The following is a 15,466-nucleotide window of genomic DNA, read 5'->3' as shown; positions in this document are numbered from 1 at the left end:
CAGCCTGACGGCAGGGGTCAGCTACATGTTTGTGCCATTGGCCGCTCAGCTACAGGTTCCTGCCACGTGCCGGAGGCCGGCCGAGGGTGAACGGGCGGTGCTGCGCGCGTGGGCGAGGTAATCCTGCCCGCGGGCGAGTCAGTCCTCGCCGGCCTCGGTGGACTGGGCAGGGCGCTCGCCCAGCTCGCGATCCAGGCGCAGCAGGCCGGAGCCGTCGTCGCCGATCAGCTTCACGCGGCCGATGATCTCGGAGACGGTGGCCTCCTCCTCGATCTGCTCGTCGACGAACCAGTTCAGCAGCGGGCGGGAGTCGTAGTCGCCCTCCTTGTCGGCGCTGCGGTACAGCTCGCGGATCGACGCGGAGACCTTCTGCTCGTGGGCGAGCGCGGCCTCGAAGATCTCCAGCACGGACAGGCCGGGCCGCACCTCGGGGGCGTGGATGGTGCCGATGGCCGCGTGGTTGTCGCGGTCCGAGACGTGCTGGATGAACTTGTTGGCGTGGACGATCTCCTCGTCGGCCTGATGGCGCAGCCATGCGGCGATGCCGGAGAGATCCTGCTCGTCCGCCTCGATGGCGAGCTGGCGGTAGGTGATGGACGCCGCGAATTCGAGCGTGATCTGTTCCTGGAATTTCTTCTCAAGGTCATCAGAGAGCTTCATGGCGTTGACAATAGACCCGTCCGGCCGCGTTGTCAGCCATGGAAAGGCTTGCCTGACCTCGGAAGACAGGTGCGGGAGAGGGGTTGCTGGGATCCGGTGTCGGTGTGGATGGGGGCGGCTTCGGGGCCCCCGGGGCCGGTGCCGGGGGTGGCCGCTTCAGGCCCGGGGCCGGTGGTGACCGCTTCTGGACCCTGGGGGCGAGGGCCGGCCGGATCGGCGGCGTGGTGGCCGGCCGCCTCAGGCTCGCAGATGCTCGGGGACCGGGCCCAGAGTCCGCCCGGGCTGGAAGCGGCCGGCGCTGAGTGCGTGCTCGGCGCCGGCGGTCTCGGTGCCCGGCGGGCCTTCGGGCGATTCCTGCGCGCGGACCAGCAGCTCCTCCATGCGGGCCACCGCCGTGCGGGCCACGTCGACGACGGGAAGCTGGACAGTGGCGAGGCCGATGAGGTCGAGCCCGTCGGCCAGCCCGTCGAAGCCGACGGTGCTGACGTCCTCCGGGACCCGCATGCCGCGCGCGCGGGTCGCCCGCAGCAGTTCCAGAGCCACGTAGTCGACCGGGCACACGATGCAGCTGAGGCCCTCGTCGCGCGCCGCATCGAGAGCGCGCACCACGCCCTGCTCGACGGGCAGCAGATCGATCGGGACGGTCTCGACGCCGAGCTCCCGGCAGTGCTCGATCAGGCTGCGCATGCGCAGGTCGAACACGCGCGAGTACAGCAGGGGAGCGACGAGCACAGCGATCCGCCGGTGGCCCTTGGCGGCGACCTCCTCGGCGACCATCCGGCCGTGGGCGCGCTCGTCGTAGCTGACCGACTCGATCTGGGGATGATCGTTGGGGCGGCCCACGATCAACATCGGCGTCGAGGTGACCGTCTCCAGGAGATCTTCCGCGGAGGTCACGCCGGTGCCCACGAACAGCCCGGCGACCCGCTGACCCATCAGACGGTTCAGCCCCTGGACCTCGGCAGTGCCGTAGTCGTGGCGGAACGCGGTCACGGAGATCAGCGTGCGACCGGTCGCCTCGACGGCACGGTTCATCTCCGAGTGCAGATGCCCGTAGGCGGGATTGGTGGCGTCCCGGATCAGCAGGCCGAGCTGGCGGCCGTGGCGCATCGCAAGCCCGCTGGCGACGAGGTTGTGCACGTAGCCCAGGCGCTTGGCCGCCTCGTGCACCTTGATCAGCGCGTCGGCGGAGACGCGCTCCCCGGCGTTCTGGAACACGCGGGAGACGGTCGAGCGCGAGACGCCCGCGGCCCGGGCCACGTCCTCCATGGTCGGTGGTCGAGTCATGGCCTTGCCTTCCCCCTGTGCTCAGCACGTATCGCGCACTCGGGAAGCTCGGCGTCGGGCCCCGCTCGGCGGGCGCGATGTATCAGCGCAGGGTAGCGCACCCGGGAGGGTCCGCCCGGGCACGCGGATGACGCCCCGGTGAAGCCTGGGTTCTCGGACAGGTGGCCAGAACGCTCCGTCGCGGAACTTTCCGTGCACGGGGGGTGAACATCCGAGGAACCGACCGCCCGACGGGCACCCGTCGGGCCCGTCGACCCCGGTGCGCCGCGTTGGTGGGAGCGCTCCCACCTGCGGGGACAGTCCACGTTCACGAGCGGTTCACCGGGCTCGACGGGCAGTGGCGCGCGGGCCGGGGGCTCTTTACGGTGAGGGCCGTCGACGCAGCAGCGCAGTCATCCCGTGCCGGGCATGGCACCAGCGCGGCGGATGCGCCGCACCGTCCCTGGTTCACGCTGACCGCCAGGTCACGCCGCGACCACCTCTCACGTGAACGTCCGCCCCCGCGGACACCTCCGCCCAACAGGAAGGTGGGAGCGCTCCCATGACACTCGCCGTGCGACCGCAGCCCCCGTCGGACCCGTCGAACCCGTCGGTTCCCGACCGGGCCGGCACGTTGGGCGGCGTCACGGGTACGGGATCGGCCGGCAGCGGGACGCGAGGCACCGCGCTGAGGAGCGAGGAGCGCCGGCGCTCACCCCAGCGCCGCCGCCGGGTGCGCCGCGACGCACTGCTCTTCGGCGCGCTGATCGCCCCGAACCTCATCGCGATCATCGTGTTCTCGTACTATCCGGCGCTGTACAACATCGGCCTCAGCTTCGCCGACTGGGACTTCGTCGCCCCCACGCCCGAGTTCGTGGGGCTGGAGAACTACCGCGACCTGCTGACCGACCCGGGCTTCCTCCAGATCCTGCTGAACACCCTGATCTTCACCGGCGTCAGCGTGGTCGGCTCCATCATCGGGGGCCTGCTGCTGGGCAGCCTGCTGGCCACGAAGGTGCCGCTGACCGGTTTCGCCCAGACCATGGCCTTCGCCCCGCACATGCTCCCCGGCGCCGCGGTCGGCATCCTGTGGCTGTTCATGTTCGACCCCAACTACGGGCTCTCACGCTGGGCGTTCTCCATGTTCGGCGCGGCATCGCCGGACTGGACCACCACCTCCGACTGGTCGCTGTGGGCGATCACCATCGCCTACACCTGGCAGCGCCTCGGCTTCGTCACCGTCATCTGCTACACGGCGATCCTCGACCTGCCGAAGGACCTCTACGAGGCGGCCGCGCTCGACGGTGCGCACGGGGCGAAGCTGTTCCGCCACCTGACGCTGCCGCTGCTGAGCCCGATCACGTTCTTCCTCTCGATCACCGGCGTGATCTCCGCGGCTCAGGCCTTCGACATTATCTCGATCATGACCAACGGTGGGCCCGGCATCTCCTCGTCGACCCTGAGCTGGATGGTCTACGAGGAGGCCTTCAAGAACTTCGACATCGGCACCGCGTCCGCGGCCGCCACCGTGCTGCTGGTGATCCTGCTGATCATCACCTACGTGCAGGTCCGCTACGCCGAGAAGAAGGTGAACTACGACTCATGAGCACCCTGAGCACAGAGCCGGCACAGGCCTCCACGATCCCGCAGGCGGCCGACGGGACCAGCCGCCGGGCGGACCTCAACGCCGGTCGCCGTCGCGGACCGCGCCGCCCGGCGTGGCTGACCGGTCTGCTGATCGCCGCGGTCGTGGCGACCATCGGAGTCTTCATCCTCCCGCTGTACTGGCTGTTCTCCTCGTCGCTGAAGCCGCACGAGCAGATCTACTCCTGGCCGCTGCAGTGGATCCCGACGCAGGTGACGCTCGAGAACTTCCTCGACGCGTGGAACGCCGCGCCCTTCGACCGGTTCTTCCTGAACTCGATCATCACCACCGGCGTGGGCACCGCCCTGGAGATCTCGCTGGCGATCCTGTGCGCCTACGCGTTCGTGTTCGTGGACTTCCGGTACAAGAAGATCGCCTTCGCCCTGATCGTCGCCTCGATGATGCTGCCGGGGCACGTCACCCTGATCGTCAACTACATCACCGTGGCGAACCTGGGCTGGCTGAACTCGTACGCCGGGATCATCCTGCCCGGCGTCGCCAGCGCCTTCGCGATGTTCCTGCTCTACCAGTACATGCGCACCATCGACAAGGACATCCTCCAGGCCGCGGAGATCGACGGGGCGGGCCACATCCGCCGGATGCTCACGATCGTGGTCCCGCTGTCCAGCCCCATGATCCTGACCTGCACGCTGATCGTGATGGTCAGCAAATGGAACGAATACGTGTGGCCCCTGATCGTCACCAGCACGGCCACCATGCGCACTCTCCCCATCGGCCTGCTGTTCCTGCGCACCCAGGAGGGCTACTCCAACTGGGGCGTGATCATGGCCGGCGCCGTGTTCGTCTCCCTCCCCATGCTCGTCATCTTCTTCCTCGCCCAGAAACGCATCATCGGCGGCCTCGCCGCCGGCGCCATGAAGTGACGCCGCGCCAATCCTCGGTGCCGGCCCTGCCCGCCGCCGGAGCCCTCGAACCTGCTCACCACCGGAGCCCTGTGCTCCGACCCTGCCCCCCGCCGGATCACGCATGCCGGCCCTCGACCGCCAGCTGCACACCCTCACCAAGGAGCGATTGACATGTCCCGTCTGTACACCCCCTCGTCCCAGTTCTCCCGCCGCCGCATGCTCGGCGCCCTGGGACTCGGCGCCGGCGCCGCGGGCCTCGCTGCCTGTGGTGCCCCGGCCGGCGGTGATAATGCCGAGAGCAACCTGCGCGAGGGCTTCTCGCAGGCCGATCTAACCATCCCCGAGGGGTACGAGGGCCGCACTCCGATCCTGTTCTGGGCACCCTGGACCGGCGGCATGTTCGACGTCCTGACGGGCCTGTTCGACGAGTTCAACGAGTCCCAGGACGAGATCGTCGCGATCGCCGAGTCCGTCGGCGGCTACGCGGATCTCAATCAGAAGTTCACCGCGGCGCTGCAGGCCCGCGCCGTGCCGGACATCGTCTGCTTCCCCGAGATGCAGTGGCTGCAGTTCTACTTCTCCGACGCCCTGGTTCCCCTGGACGGCTACTTCGACGACGAGTGGAACCTGGACACCTACATCCAGAACTTCGTGCCCGAGTCCAAGGCCGCCGGTGAGACGTTCCTGGTGCCTTTCGCGCGCTCCACCCCGTTGTTCTACTTCAACAAGACCCGCTACATCGAGGCGGGGCTTCCCGAAGAGGGGCCCAAGACCTGGGAGGATCTCGCGGAGTTCGCCCCGGAGCTGGCGAAGATCGAGGTCGACGGCCGCCCGATGTCCGCCCTGGCCTTCAGCTCGGACGACGCGTGGCACGGACAGGCCGACATCTGGGGCTTCGGGGGCGCGAACTCCAACCAGGACTTCGAGGTCACGATCAACGACGAGGCCGGCGTCGAGTGGCTCGAGTGGCAGCGCAAGTTCGTCCACGAGGACGGCTACGCCTACCTCGCGCAGGACCCGGGCACGGACTTCAGCGCCGGGGTCAGCGCCGGCAAGCGCGGCTCCACCGCAAGCCTCACCGGCACCACCGAAGCCGCCGACTTCGAGGTCGGCGTGTGCTTCATGCTCTCCAAGGAGGGTCAGGAGGCGGCCGTGCCCACCGGCGGCTCCGGCCTGTCCATCGTGCGCGCCGAGTCCCAGGACCGCCAGGACGCCTGCGCTGAGCTGTTCCGCTTCCTGGCAGGCCCGGAGCAGTCCGCCACCTGGCACATCGGCACCGGGTACGTGCCGATCGTCCAGGCCGCTGCGGACACCGATCGCGTCAAGGAGAACGTGGAGAAGGATCCCAACTACGGCGTCGCCCTGGATCAGCTCGAGATCGCCCGCACCGCCGACTACACCAACTGGTTCCAGGCCGCGGTCACCGAGATCTCCGCCGCCCAGACCAAGGTCTACGGCGACAACACCCCCGCCCAGGAGGCTCTGAACGCCGCCGCCACGTCCCTCCAGGAGATCCTCGACGACAATCGCGAGGACATGGAGTCCGTCGAGTTCGAGGGCTGGAAGTGACGGCGACGACGGCCGGCGACGGTTCGGCTCCCACCCCGAGCGCCCCGGGTGCGCAGCCGGCCGCGACGGAGCTCTCCGCCACGGTCTCGTCGGCTCCGGAGGCGGCTGCTCCTCGGATCCCGCAGATCGTCGGCCACCGCGGCGCGGCAGCGGTGGAGCCCGAGAACACCCTGCTCTCCTTCCGCCGCGGGATCGCCGACGGATCGGACCTGCTGGAGTGCGATGTCCACCTCTCCAGCGACGGGGCCGACGCGGTCATCCACGACGCCACCATCGACCGCACGGCTGAGGAGGAGTCGCCGCTGCACACCGGTGCGGTGGCGGATCTGACCCGTGCCCAGCTGGACCGGGTGCTGGTCGGGAAGGGTGAGCACATTCCCACGCTCCCCCAGGTGCTGGAGGCCGCGACCCGAGAGGACGGCACACGTGTGCCGCTGCTGGTCGAGATCAAGGCACTCGCCGCCGCGCAGCTGGTCGCCGGGATCCTCACGGAGTTCTTCGAGGATGGCGATTGGGAGGATCCGCCGGCCGCCCCGGCGCAGATCATCTCCTTCCACCCCGAGGCGCTGCGCACGGCGAGGACCGAGGCCCCGCGCATCCCTCGTCTGCTCACCACCACGGCCACCTCGACGGAGTTCTTCGAGACCGCCGCGGAGCTCGAGGTGGCGCAGATCGGGGTGCGGATCGCCGACGCCCGCCAGGCCGACGTCGACCGCGCCCGGGAGCTGGGCGTCCAGCTGAACCTGTGGACCGCCCGCTCCGAGGAGGAGCTGGCGCGGGCATTGGAGCTGGGCTGCGACACGATCACCGTCGACGACCCGGCCTGGGCGACGCGGCTGATCGCCGAGCACACCGGCGGTTGAGACGCAGCGGCAGTGCCCACCCGCTGGGGTGCTGCCGCTGTCGCTCCCGCGGGAACGGCCCGCGAACCGGGAGTGATCCCTACTCTGGAAGCCCGAGCCGACGGGATCGCTGACCGGCGATCGCGTCCCCGATCTGCAACAGGAGAACGATGCCCGAGCCGCACGCACCGACCGAGACCGCCGCGCCCGCCCACGCGGAGCGCCCCTCCCGTCCCGTGGTCGTGGGGCACCGGGGCGCGCCGGTGCACGCCCCCGAGAACACGCTGGGCGGTTTCCGCCGGGCGTTCGAAGACGGGGCACAGCTGCTCGAGTGCGATGTGCACCTCAGCGCCGACGGGCACGTGATGGTCATGCACGACGAGAGCATCGACCGCACCGCGGACCCCGCCTCGCTGCTGCGCACAGGGGCGCTCGGCGACCTCACTCGCGCCGAACTGGGGCGCGTGCTACTGGCCGACGGCGAGAGGATCCCGACGCTCGAAGAGCTCCTGGAGATGACCACCGTGCCGGTGTTCATCGAGGTCAAGGTGGCACCGGCCGCGCAGGCTGTCGCGGCGATCCTGCGTGACCTGCCGACCGGATCCCCGGCCGCACGCTCGACGGTGATCTCCTTCCACCCCGAGGCGCTCGCCGAGATCCGCCGCGCCACGGATGCTCCCGTCTCCTATCTGGTGCGCCAGGTCGACGAGCGGGCTCTCGAGACCGCCCGGGAGCTCGACGCCGCCGGGATCGGCCCCTGGATCGGCGGCCTGTCGCTGCGGGCGGCGGAGTCGGCCCGGGCGGCCGGCCTCGCGGTGAACCCGTGGACGATCAACAGCCCGCAGGAGCTCGCCGTGGCGCGGGCCTGCGGCGTCGACACGATCACCACGGACGATCCGGCCTGGGTGCTCGGGGAGCTCGGCGCGGCCTGAGCGCAGGTAGTCCCACGTGCTGACATCGTCGGCGCCGGTGTGACGGCGCGCATACCATGACGGGCTGCTGTTCGCTCGATCTGGAGGAATGCCCGTGAGCCCCCGTACCGTCCTCGCCAATGCGCACTATCTCGATGTCGTCGGCGGCGTGTGGCGCACGGCTGATCTCGAGGTCGTCGACGGGCGATTCACCCGCGTGGCGCCGCACGGCGCGTCCGGCGCTCCGGCCGGTTCCGGGGACGGGGCTCGCGCGACGGACGGGGACGAGACGCGCGCGACGGACGGGGACGCCGAGATCATCGACCTCGCGGGCCGCTACGTCCTGCCGGGCCTGATCGACTGCCACGTCCACGTGTACGCGATGACGGCGAATCTCGGGGAGCTCGAGACCATCGCCCCACCCTACGCCGCACTCCAGGCCACGCGCCTGATGGGGGACATGCTCGAGCGCGGGTTCACCACGGTCAGAGACGTCGGCGGCGGCGACCACGGGCTGGCGTCCGCGCAGGCCGAGGGGTTGTTCCGGGGACCCCGCCTGTTCTTCGGCGGGAAGTCGCTGTCCCAGACCGGCGGCCACGGGGACACCCGCGGCCCCGGCCAGCAGGTCTCCACGGCCGTGCCCTGCTGCGCGGGCCTGGGAACCATCGCCGACGGGCCCGACGCGGTGCGACGGGCCGCGCGGGACCAGCTGCGCACCGGCGCCCACCACCTCAAGATCATGGCCGGTGGCGGCGTCGCCTCCCCGACCGACCGGGTCGACTCGATCCAGTACTCGATCGCGGAGATGCGTGCCGCGGTGGAGGAGGCGGCCGACGCCAACCGCTACGTCGCCGCGCACGCCTACACGCCCGGCGCCATCCAGCGGGCGATCTCCGCCGGAGTCCGCTCGATCGAGCACGCCAACCTCCTGGACCGCGCCTCCGCCGAGGCGATCCGGGACGCCGGCGCCTTCGTGACCATGAACCTCGTGACCTACTGGGCGCTCAAGGAGTTCGGTGCCTCCATGGGGCTGCCCGCCGCCAGCCAGGCGAAGGTCGACGCTGTCCTCAGCGCCGGGGAGAACGCGCTGCGGATCGCCGACGAAGAGGGCCTGGACCTCTGCTTCGGCAGCGACCTGCTGGGCGGGATGCAGGAGCACCAGTCCAAGGAGTTCGAGATCCGTGCGCGCCACCAGGACCCGCTGGCCGTGATCCGCTCCGCGACCCTCACTGCCGCGCGCCTGCTCGAGCGCGAGGGAGAGCTGGGGGTCATCCAGGAAGGCGCCGTCGCGGACCTCGTGGTCCTGGACCGCGATCCCCTGCAGGACATCACCGCGCTGTCGGAACCGGACCCCGTGCTCGTCGTCCAGGACGGGCGCACCGTCCGTGTCGGCGCAGATCGCTGAGCAGCCGCCGTGAACACCACGCACGTCATCGTCCTGGTCGCCTACGTCGCGCTGATGATCGCCGTCGGCGCCTGGTTCGGACGCAAGAAGGCGACCGCCTCGGGTGAGGACTTCGTCCTGGCCGGCCGCTCGCTGCCGGCCCCCGTCATCGGCGGGACCATGCTGGCGACCTTCGTCGGCTCCGGGTCCATCATCGGCGGCGCGAACTTCGCCTACACCTACGGGCTGCTGCCCGGGCTCCTCTTCTTCACCGGGACGATCGTCGGCACGATCCTGCTGATCGTCTTCGCTCGCCAGGTGCGTGGGGTCGCCGGCCACACCGTGCCGGAACTGTTCGACCAGCGCTACGGAAAGCCTGTGCGGATCGTGGCCACCGTGATGATCCTGATCGCGTTCATCGGCATCACGGCGTACCAGTTCACCGGCGCCGGCTACATCATCGGCCTCATCACGCCGCTGGATGAGCAGACGGGCGCGATCATCGCCGCCGTGCTGATCACGTTCGTCGCGCTCTCGGGCGGTCTGAAGTCGGTGGCGTGGACGGACTTCCTCTCGGCCGCGGGGATCGTGCTGGCCCTGTGGGTCGCCCTGTTCCTCGTGGTCGGGGTCGACGTCGGCGGGGTCTCCGAGCTCGGGGCGGTCAACGCGGACGCCGGCGTGCTCGGCGGCCTCACGGTCATCCAGATGCTCGGCTTCATCCTGCCCACACTGGTGCTCCTGCTCGGGGACCAGAACATGTACCAGCGGCTCGCCGCCGCCAAGAGCGACCGCGCAGCGCTGCTCGGGGCGGTGATCTTCTGCCTCGGCTCGGTGATCATGGTGGTCCCCGTGGTGATGCTCGCGGTCTCCAGCGCCCTGCTGCAGCCGGATATCGAAGCGGATATGGCGGTGCTGTCGCTGTCCGGCATCGAGTTCACCCCTGCCGTGATCGGTGGAGCGCTGCTTGCCGGGGCATTCGCGCTGATCATCACCACCGGATCCTCGTACCTGCTCACCTGCTCCTCGAACGTGGTTCACGACCTCGTCGGACAGCTGCGCTCACGGCCGCCGAACGACGCCCAGAACCTCTGGATCGGCCGCCTCGCCGTGCTGGCCGTGGCCTTGCTGGGCTTCGTGATGGTCAACTTCTTCCCCAGCGTGCTCGCACTGCAGATGTACGCGTACACGATGTACGGCGTCACCATCACTCCGGTGCTCCTCGCCGGCATCTTCTGGAAGCGGGCCACCGGCCCCGGTGCCCTGGCCGCACTGCTGACGGGCGCCGTGGCGACGCTGTACTGGGAGATCTCCGGGCGCTCGGCCGAGCTGAACTCGGTGATCGTCGCACTCCCGGCCGCAGTGCTGGCGCTGGCGGTCGTCTCGCTGCTGAGCCACCGCCGGGTACCGACCGACGTCAAGGTTCCTTAACCGTCAGAGACAAGGCCCCTTGACTCGCGTGTCAAGGGACCTATACATTCATGGCATGAGCACAGCGACACCACCCCCCGGTCCATCCGCCCGCTCCCGTGCCAACCGTTCCTTCGCCCTCCGCTTCGTCGCCGGAGCGGTCCTCTACGGCCTCGCCCTCGTCCTCGCGGGCTTCTCCGCCGACATCGGCGTGCCCGCCTGGCTCCCCGCCCTCCTGGTGCTCCCTGCCGTCGGCCTCATGGCCTGGGCGAACATCGAGATGTACCGCAGCGGCGACGAGTTCGAGAGGCGAAAGATCGCCGAGGCGATCCTGCTGGCCTTCGTCATCGCGACCCCGCTGATCCTGGCCGTCGGGGTGCTGCAGTTCTACCTGCTGCCGGAGCTGAACTGGATCTTCGCCTTCTCGATCCTCATGCTCGGCTGGATCGCCGGGACCATCGTCTCCGCCGTCCGCTACCGCTGAGGGGGCCCGGAGATGCGCAACGACATCAAAGCCCGACGCACCGAACGCCGCTGGTCACAGGCTGAACTCGGCGCCGCACTCGGCGTCTCCCGCCAGACGGTGATCGCCATCGAGAACGGCCGGTACGACCCGTCCCTGCCGCTGGCCTTCCGGATCGCCGCCGAGTTCGGCGCCCCGATCGAGGAGATCTTCCATCCCGACGACGAGGCGGACGGCGGCAGCTGAGGAGCGCTGCGGGGCGGCGCCGGCGCGTACCGGCTCGACATTCCGGTGTCGCCCCGCGTTCACCGCCTCGCCACGGCGGCCTTGCCCGGCGCCCGTACCGTCGGCGGCTCAGCGAACCAGCCCTGCACTCCTGAGCCCCCAGAAAGGTCATCTCCCGTGACCACTCGTCGCACCGCCCTCGCGCTCCTCGCCTCCACCACCGCAGCCGCCGGCCTCGCCGCCTGCTCCGAACCGGCCGACCCGGACGCGGCCGCCGGTGACGCGGGGGCCTCCGACGCCGGCGGAGGCGAGTCCACGACCATCACTCTGTACACCTCGGAGCCCCAGGCCAAGATCGACGAACTGATCGCCGCCTTCAACGAGGAGCACCCCGAGATCACCGTCGAGACGTTCCGCGCCGGCACCGGCGACCTCAAGGCCCGCATCGACACCGAGAAGGAGACCGGCGCGGTCGGCGCCGACGTGCTCATCGCGGCCGACGCCCCCACCTTCGAGGGCTACAAGGCCGAGGACCTGCTCGCCCCGTACGAGCCCGCCGAGGCGGACGCGCTGCTGCCCGAGGTGCTCGACGCCGACGGCTACTACGTCGGCACCCGCATCATCCCCACCGTGATCATGGTCAACACGAACGAGATCACCGAGCCGCCCACCAGCTGGCAGGAGCTCACCGGCGAGCAGTACCGCGACCAGCTGGTGATGCCGAACCCCGACGTCTCCGGCGCGGCCGCCTACAACGCCGCTGTGTGGCTGGCCGACGATCAGCTCGGCGAGGCCTGGCTCAGCGACCTGGCCGCCAACAATCCCGTGATCGCCGAGTCCAACGGGCCCACCTCGCAGGCGGTCGCCGAAGCCGCCCAGCCCGTCGGCATCGTCGTGGACTACCTCGTGCGCGACCTCGCCGCCGAGGGCTCCCCCGTGGAGGTCTCCTACCCCTCCGAGGGCGTGCCCTACATCAGCCAGCCCGGCGCCATCTTCGCCGACTCCCAGCACCCCGAAGCCGCCGCCACCTTCCTCGACTTCGTCGTCAGCACCACCGGCCAGGAGCTCGCCGTCGCCCAGAGCTACCTGCCGGTGCGCGAGGACGCCGGCACCCCCGAGGGCGCACCGGCCATGGCCGATATCGCCCTGATGACCCCGGAGGCCGAGGCGGTCACCACCGACCAGCAGGCCGCCGCCGTCGACACCTTCAACGGGATCATGGGCGGGTGAAGCCCGCTCTGCTCAACACCCCCGAGCGGACATCGCACTCGCCCGCCCCGGATCGGGCGGTCACCGTCGCGGCGCTGCCGAACGGACCGCGTATCGGACCGATCGCCCTCAGCCGGCTGGCCGTCTGGCTGCTGCTGGCCGGCCTCGTCGCCGCGCCGCTGGCGATGGTGGTCTCGCTCGCCCTCGGCGACAACCACGCCGACCTGCTGCTGCGCGACGGCATCGCCCGCGCGACGGTCAACAGCCTGGTCACCTCGGGCCTGTCGGCCGCCTTCAGCGTCGTGATCGCCCTCGTGCTCGCACTGGCGCTGGAGCGCACCGACCTGCCGGGACGGCGCTGGATCCGCCTGCTCTCGCTGAGCCCGATGCTCATGCCGCCCTTCGTCGGCGCCATCGCCTGGAGCGGGCTGCTGGGCCCCGGCGGCTCACTGAACCAGCTGTTCGGCGCGCCCCTGTGGGACATCCGCGGCGGCGACGGGGTGACGTTCCTGCTGACGGTCCACTCGGTGCCGCTGGCCTACCTGATCATCGCCGGCGCCCTGCACCGGGTCCCTGCGGCCCTCGAGGAGGCCGCCCGGATCTCCGGCGCCGCGCCCTGGCAGGTCTTCGCCGACGTCACCTTCCCGCTGCTGCGCCCCGCGGTGCTCTCGGCCTTCACGCTCAACGCCGTCTCCGCGCTCGGCGACTTCGGCATCCCCGCCCTGCTCGGGCTGCCCGAACGCTTCTACACCCTCTCCACGATGGTCTACCGGTACATCCAGTCCGGCACCGTCGAGGCCCCGCTGCAGGTCTCCGCCCAGATCGGACTGCTGCTGATGACGCTGGGCATCGCCGGCGCCATCGCGGACTACCTGGCCACGCGCCGCGTCGGCAGTGAGCTGACCGGTGACGGGACCGGCAGCATCCTGCGCCTGGGCACCCTGCGCGTGCCGGCGGCCGCGGTGATCGCCGCAGCGGTGCTGGCCGTGACGATCCTGCCGCTGCTCGGGCTCGCCCTGCGCGCCCTGGTGCCGGCGCCCGGCATCCCCCTGACGCCCGGTACCGCCACCCTGGAGAACTTCACCACCGCCCTGGCCTCGCCGAACTCTCAGCGCGGGATCCTGAACTCCCTGCTGCTCGCGGCAGGGGCCGCCCTCGCCACGACCGTCCTCGGCACCGTCATCGGTATCCTGACCACCCGCACCCGCTCCCGGGACAACGCCGGGATGCTGGTGGCGACCCTGCTGCCCCAAGCCATCCCCGGCACCATCATCGCCGTCGGCTGGCTGATCCTGGGCCGGTACACCGGGCTGTACAACACGCGTGAGCTGATCCTGCTCGCCTACATCACCGCGTTCACAGCCATCGTGGTCCAGGCCGTGCGCGCCCCGCTGGCCGGCACCCCCACCGCGCTGGAGGAGGCCGCCCGGATCTCCGGCGCCACCCGCGGCCGCGCCCTCGTGGATGTCGCCGGCCGGCTCGCCGTCCCCGCGGCCCTGACCGGTGGCCTGCTGGTGGCCTTGACCGCCGTGCGGGAACTGACCCTGTCGGCCCTGCTGCTGGCCCCCGGTGCGCAGACCCTCGGGGTCGTCATCTTCAACCTCCAGCAGGCCGGGGACTACAACTCCGCCTCCGCCCTGTCCCTCCTCGTCGCCGTGGTGGGCCTGACCGGTCTCGCACTGGTCGGGACGTCCCGCCCCCTGAGGTGAATGAATGTCCAGCCTGACCTGCACCGACCTCAGCCTCACCTACCCCGGCGGCACCCGCGCGCTGGACCGGGTCTCGCTCGCCGCGGCCGACGGGGAGTTCCTCGCCCTGGTGGGCCCCTCCGGATCCGGCAAGACCAGCCTGCTGCGAGCCATCGCCGGATTCGTCCAGCCCGACGCCGGCACCATCACCCTCGGCGAGACCACCGTCTCCGGAGCCGATGCCTGGGTACCGCCCGAGCGGCGCGGCCTGGGCATGGTCTTCCAGCAGCACGCCATCTGGCCCCACTGGTCGGTCGGCCGCAACGTCGACTACCCGCTGCGGCGCACCGGCCTCGCGGCGACCGAGCGGCGCCGGCGCACGGAGCACGCCCTCGAGCTGGTGGGCCTGGCCGAGTACCGTGACCGCAACCCCGCGACCCTCTCCGGCGGGCAGCGCCAGCGGGTCGCACTCGCCCGCGCCCTGGCCGCCCGGCCCCGGGTGCTGCTGCTGGACGAGGCGCTCTCGGCGCTGGATGAGCCGCTGCGCGCCGCGATGCGGGTCGAGATCCGCATGCTCGCCGAGCGGGAGGGCCTGACCGTCGTGCACGTGACCCACGACCGCGAGGAGGCGCTCGCCGTGGCCGACCGGGTGGCCGTGCTCGATCACGGCGCCCTCCAGCAGGTCGGGACCCCTCAGGAGCTGGTCGAGGATCCTGCGACCTCCTTCGTCGCCTCGTTCCTGGCCGACGCCACCCTGCTGGACGTCGTGCCCGCCGGCGACGAACTGCGGCTGCGCACGGGCGGCCACCGCGTGCCCGTCGACGTGGTGCGGACCATGAGCGCCGACGGTCCGGGCAGCGCGAGGGCCGACACTCTGAGTGGCGCGGACGCCGACGGTCCGGGCAGCGCGAGGGCCGACGATTCCGGCAGCGCCGCGCGGCCCGCCACCGGCCACGTCCTGGCCGTGCTTCCCGAGGAGGTCCGTCTGCGCGCCGACCCGGAGGGGGAGGGGCACGTCGAATCGAGCCTGTTCACGCGCACCGGCGCGCAGGTCCAGCTGACCTGGCACGGGCAGCCGCTGCAGGCACGCGTCCCGGAGCGCGGCCTGCGCCGGGGCGACCGCGTGGACGTCCGCGTCGGCCGAGCGCTGCTGTACGGCGGGGCCGGCGGCGCAACCGCTCCCTGACCGCCCGCCGTGCCGTCGGGTGCGGCGACCGGCACCGCCGTCGGACGCGCGGACCGAGCCGTCGGATGCGCCGACCGGACCGCGCGGCCAGATCGCTCAGCCAGACCGCTCAGCCAGACCGCTCGGCCCGCCGTCATCCTTGTCG

The 15,466-nt window shown here is 70.9% G+C and carries 14 protein-coding genes; 12 read left to right on the top strand and 2 right to left on the bottom strand.

Features of this window, described 5'->3' with window-relative positions:
• Positions 1–138: 138 nt before the first annotated feature.
• Both ACFQRD_RS15395 and ACFQRD_RS15390 read right to left on the bottom strand, forming a co-directional pair.
• Positions 139–660: a ferritin gene (locus ACFQRD_RS15395; RefSeq protein WP_377804723.1), complete on the bottom strand. Its 522-nt coding sequence runs from the start codon at positions 658–660 to the stop codon at positions 139–141.
• Between the two features lie 237 nt (positions 661–897).
• Entirely contained in the window at positions 898–1,947 is a 1,050-nt protein-coding gene (locus tag ACFQRD_RS15390; RefSeq protein ID WP_377804722.1) for a LacI family DNA-binding transcriptional regulator, read from the bottom strand.
• Between the two features lie 541 nt (positions 1,948–2,488).
• Between ACFQRD_RS15390 and ACFQRD_RS15385 the strand changes: the two genes are divergently transcribed.
• From ACFQRD_RS15385 to ACFQRD_RS15330, 12 genes are all read left to right on the top strand, one after another.
• The gene (locus ACFQRD_RS15385; RefSeq protein ID WP_377804720.1) at positions 2,489–3,532 is read left to right on the top strand and encodes a carbohydrate ABC transporter permease; all 1,044 of its coding nucleotides are present in this window, start codon (positions 2,489–2,491) and stop codon (positions 3,530–3,532) included.
• Positions 3,529–4,455 (top strand): carbohydrate ABC transporter permease, encoded by a 927-nt coding sequence (locus ACFQRD_RS15380; protein ID WP_377804719.1) that lies wholly within the window; start codon positions 3,529–3,531, stop codon positions 4,453–4,455. Before ACFQRD_RS15385 ends, ACFQRD_RS15380 begins: the two co-directional genes overlap by 4 nt.
• Before the next feature lie 153 nt (positions 4,456–4,608).
• A complete protein-coding gene (locus tag ACFQRD_RS15375; RefSeq protein ID WP_377804718.1) occupies positions 4,609–6,006 on the top strand; it encodes an ABC transporter substrate-binding protein in 1,398 nt (465 codons plus the stop codon).
• Entirely contained in the window at positions 6,003–6,869 is an 867-nt protein-coding gene (locus ACFQRD_RS15370) for a glycerophosphodiester phosphodiesterase (protein WP_377804717.1), read from the top strand. Before ACFQRD_RS15375 ends, ACFQRD_RS15370 begins: the two co-directional genes overlap by 4 nt.
• Positions 6,870–7,018: 149 nt before the next feature.
• On the top strand, positions 7,019–7,780 hold the full coding sequence (locus tag ACFQRD_RS15365; protein WP_377804716.1) for a glycerophosphodiester phosphodiesterase: 762 nt from the start codon (positions 7,019–7,021) through the stop codon (positions 7,778–7,780).
• A 94-nt stretch (positions 7,781–7,874) separates the two neighbouring features.
• On the top strand, positions 7,875–9,164 hold the full coding sequence (locus ACFQRD_RS15360) for an amidohydrolase family protein (RefSeq protein ID WP_377804715.1): 1,290 nt from the start codon (positions 7,875–7,877) through the stop codon (positions 9,162–9,164).
• A gap of 9 nt (positions 9,165–9,173) precedes the next feature.
• Complete coding sequence (locus tag ACFQRD_RS15355) at positions 9,174–10,571, top strand: sodium:solute symporter (protein ID WP_377804714.1); 1,398 nt, start codon at positions 9,174–9,176, stop codon at positions 10,569–10,571.
• A gap of 55 nt (positions 10,572–10,626) precedes the next feature.
• Complete coding sequence (locus tag ACFQRD_RS15350; protein WP_377804713.1) at positions 10,627–11,034, top strand: hypothetical protein; 408 nt, start codon at positions 10,627–10,629, stop codon at positions 11,032–11,034.
• Between the two features lie 12 nt (positions 11,035–11,046).
• Positions 11,047–11,259, top strand: a complete 213-nt coding sequence (locus tag ACFQRD_RS15345; protein ID WP_377017683.1) for a helix-turn-helix transcriptional regulator — start codon at positions 11,047–11,049, stop codon at positions 11,257–11,259.
• 156 nt (positions 11,260–11,415) lie between these two features.
• Positions 11,416–12,468, top strand: a complete 1,053-nt coding sequence (locus ACFQRD_RS15340; RefSeq protein ID WP_377804712.1) for an ABC transporter substrate-binding protein — start codon at positions 11,416–11,418, stop codon at positions 12,466–12,468.
• The gene (locus tag ACFQRD_RS15335) at positions 12,465–14,156 is read left to right on the top strand and encodes an ABC transporter permease (RefSeq protein ID WP_377804711.1); all 1,692 of its coding nucleotides are present in this window, start codon (positions 12,465–12,467) and stop codon (positions 14,154–14,156) included. Before ACFQRD_RS15340 ends, ACFQRD_RS15335 begins: the two co-directional genes overlap by 4 nt.
• A gap of 4 nt (positions 14,157–14,160) precedes the next feature.
• Positions 14,161–15,321, top strand: coding sequence for an ABC transporter ATP-binding protein (locus tag ACFQRD_RS15330; RefSeq protein WP_377804710.1), 1,161 nt, complete (start codon positions 14,161–14,163; stop codon positions 15,319–15,321).
• Positions 15,322–15,466: the final 145 nt, after the last annotated feature.

Source organism: Brachybacterium sp. GCM10030268 (assembly GCF_042666305.1).
Classification (GTDB): domain Bacteria; phylum Actinomycetota; class Actinomycetes; order Actinomycetales; family Dermabacteraceae; genus Brachybacterium.
Note: the sequence above shows the minus strand (reverse complement) of the source record. Positions and strands in the feature narration are given on the sequence as shown.

Excerpts from the sequence above, each read along its gene's own strand:
- ACFQRD_RS15350 (WP_377804713.1), top strand. The coding sequence starts at position 10,627 with ATGAGCACAGCGACACCACCCCCCGGTCCATCCGCCCGCTCCCGTGCC.
- ACFQRD_RS15330 (WP_377804710.1), top strand. The coding sequence starts at position 14,161 with ATGTCCAGCCTGACCTGCACCGACCTCAGCCTCACCTACCCCGGCGGC.
- ACFQRD_RS15385 (WP_377804720.1), top strand. The coding sequence starts at position 2,489 with ATGACACTCGCCGTGCGACCGCAGCCCCCGTCGGACCCGTCGAACCCG.
- ACFQRD_RS15375 (WP_377804718.1), top strand. The coding sequence starts at position 4,609 with ATGTCCCGTCTGTACACCCCCTCGTCCCAGTTCTCCCGCCGCCGCATG.
- ACFQRD_RS15395 (WP_377804723.1), bottom strand. The coding sequence starts at position 660 with ATGAAGCTCTCTGATGACCTTGAGAAGAAATTCCAGGAACAGATCACG.
- ACFQRD_RS15345 (WP_377017683.1), top strand. The coding sequence starts at position 11,047 with ATGCGCAACGACATCAAAGCCCGACGCACCGAACGCCGCTGGTCACAG.
- ACFQRD_RS15380 (WP_377804719.1), top strand. The coding sequence starts at position 3,529 with ATGAGCACCCTGAGCACAGAGCCGGCACAGGCCTCCACGATCCCGCAG.
- ACFQRD_RS15365 (WP_377804716.1), top strand. The coding sequence starts at position 7,019 with ATGCCCGAGCCGCACGCACCGACCGAGACCGCCGCGCCCGCCCACGCG.
- ACFQRD_RS15390 (WP_377804722.1), bottom strand. The coding sequence starts at position 1,947 with ATGACTCGACCACCGACCATGGAGGACGTGGCCCGGGCCGCGGGCGTC.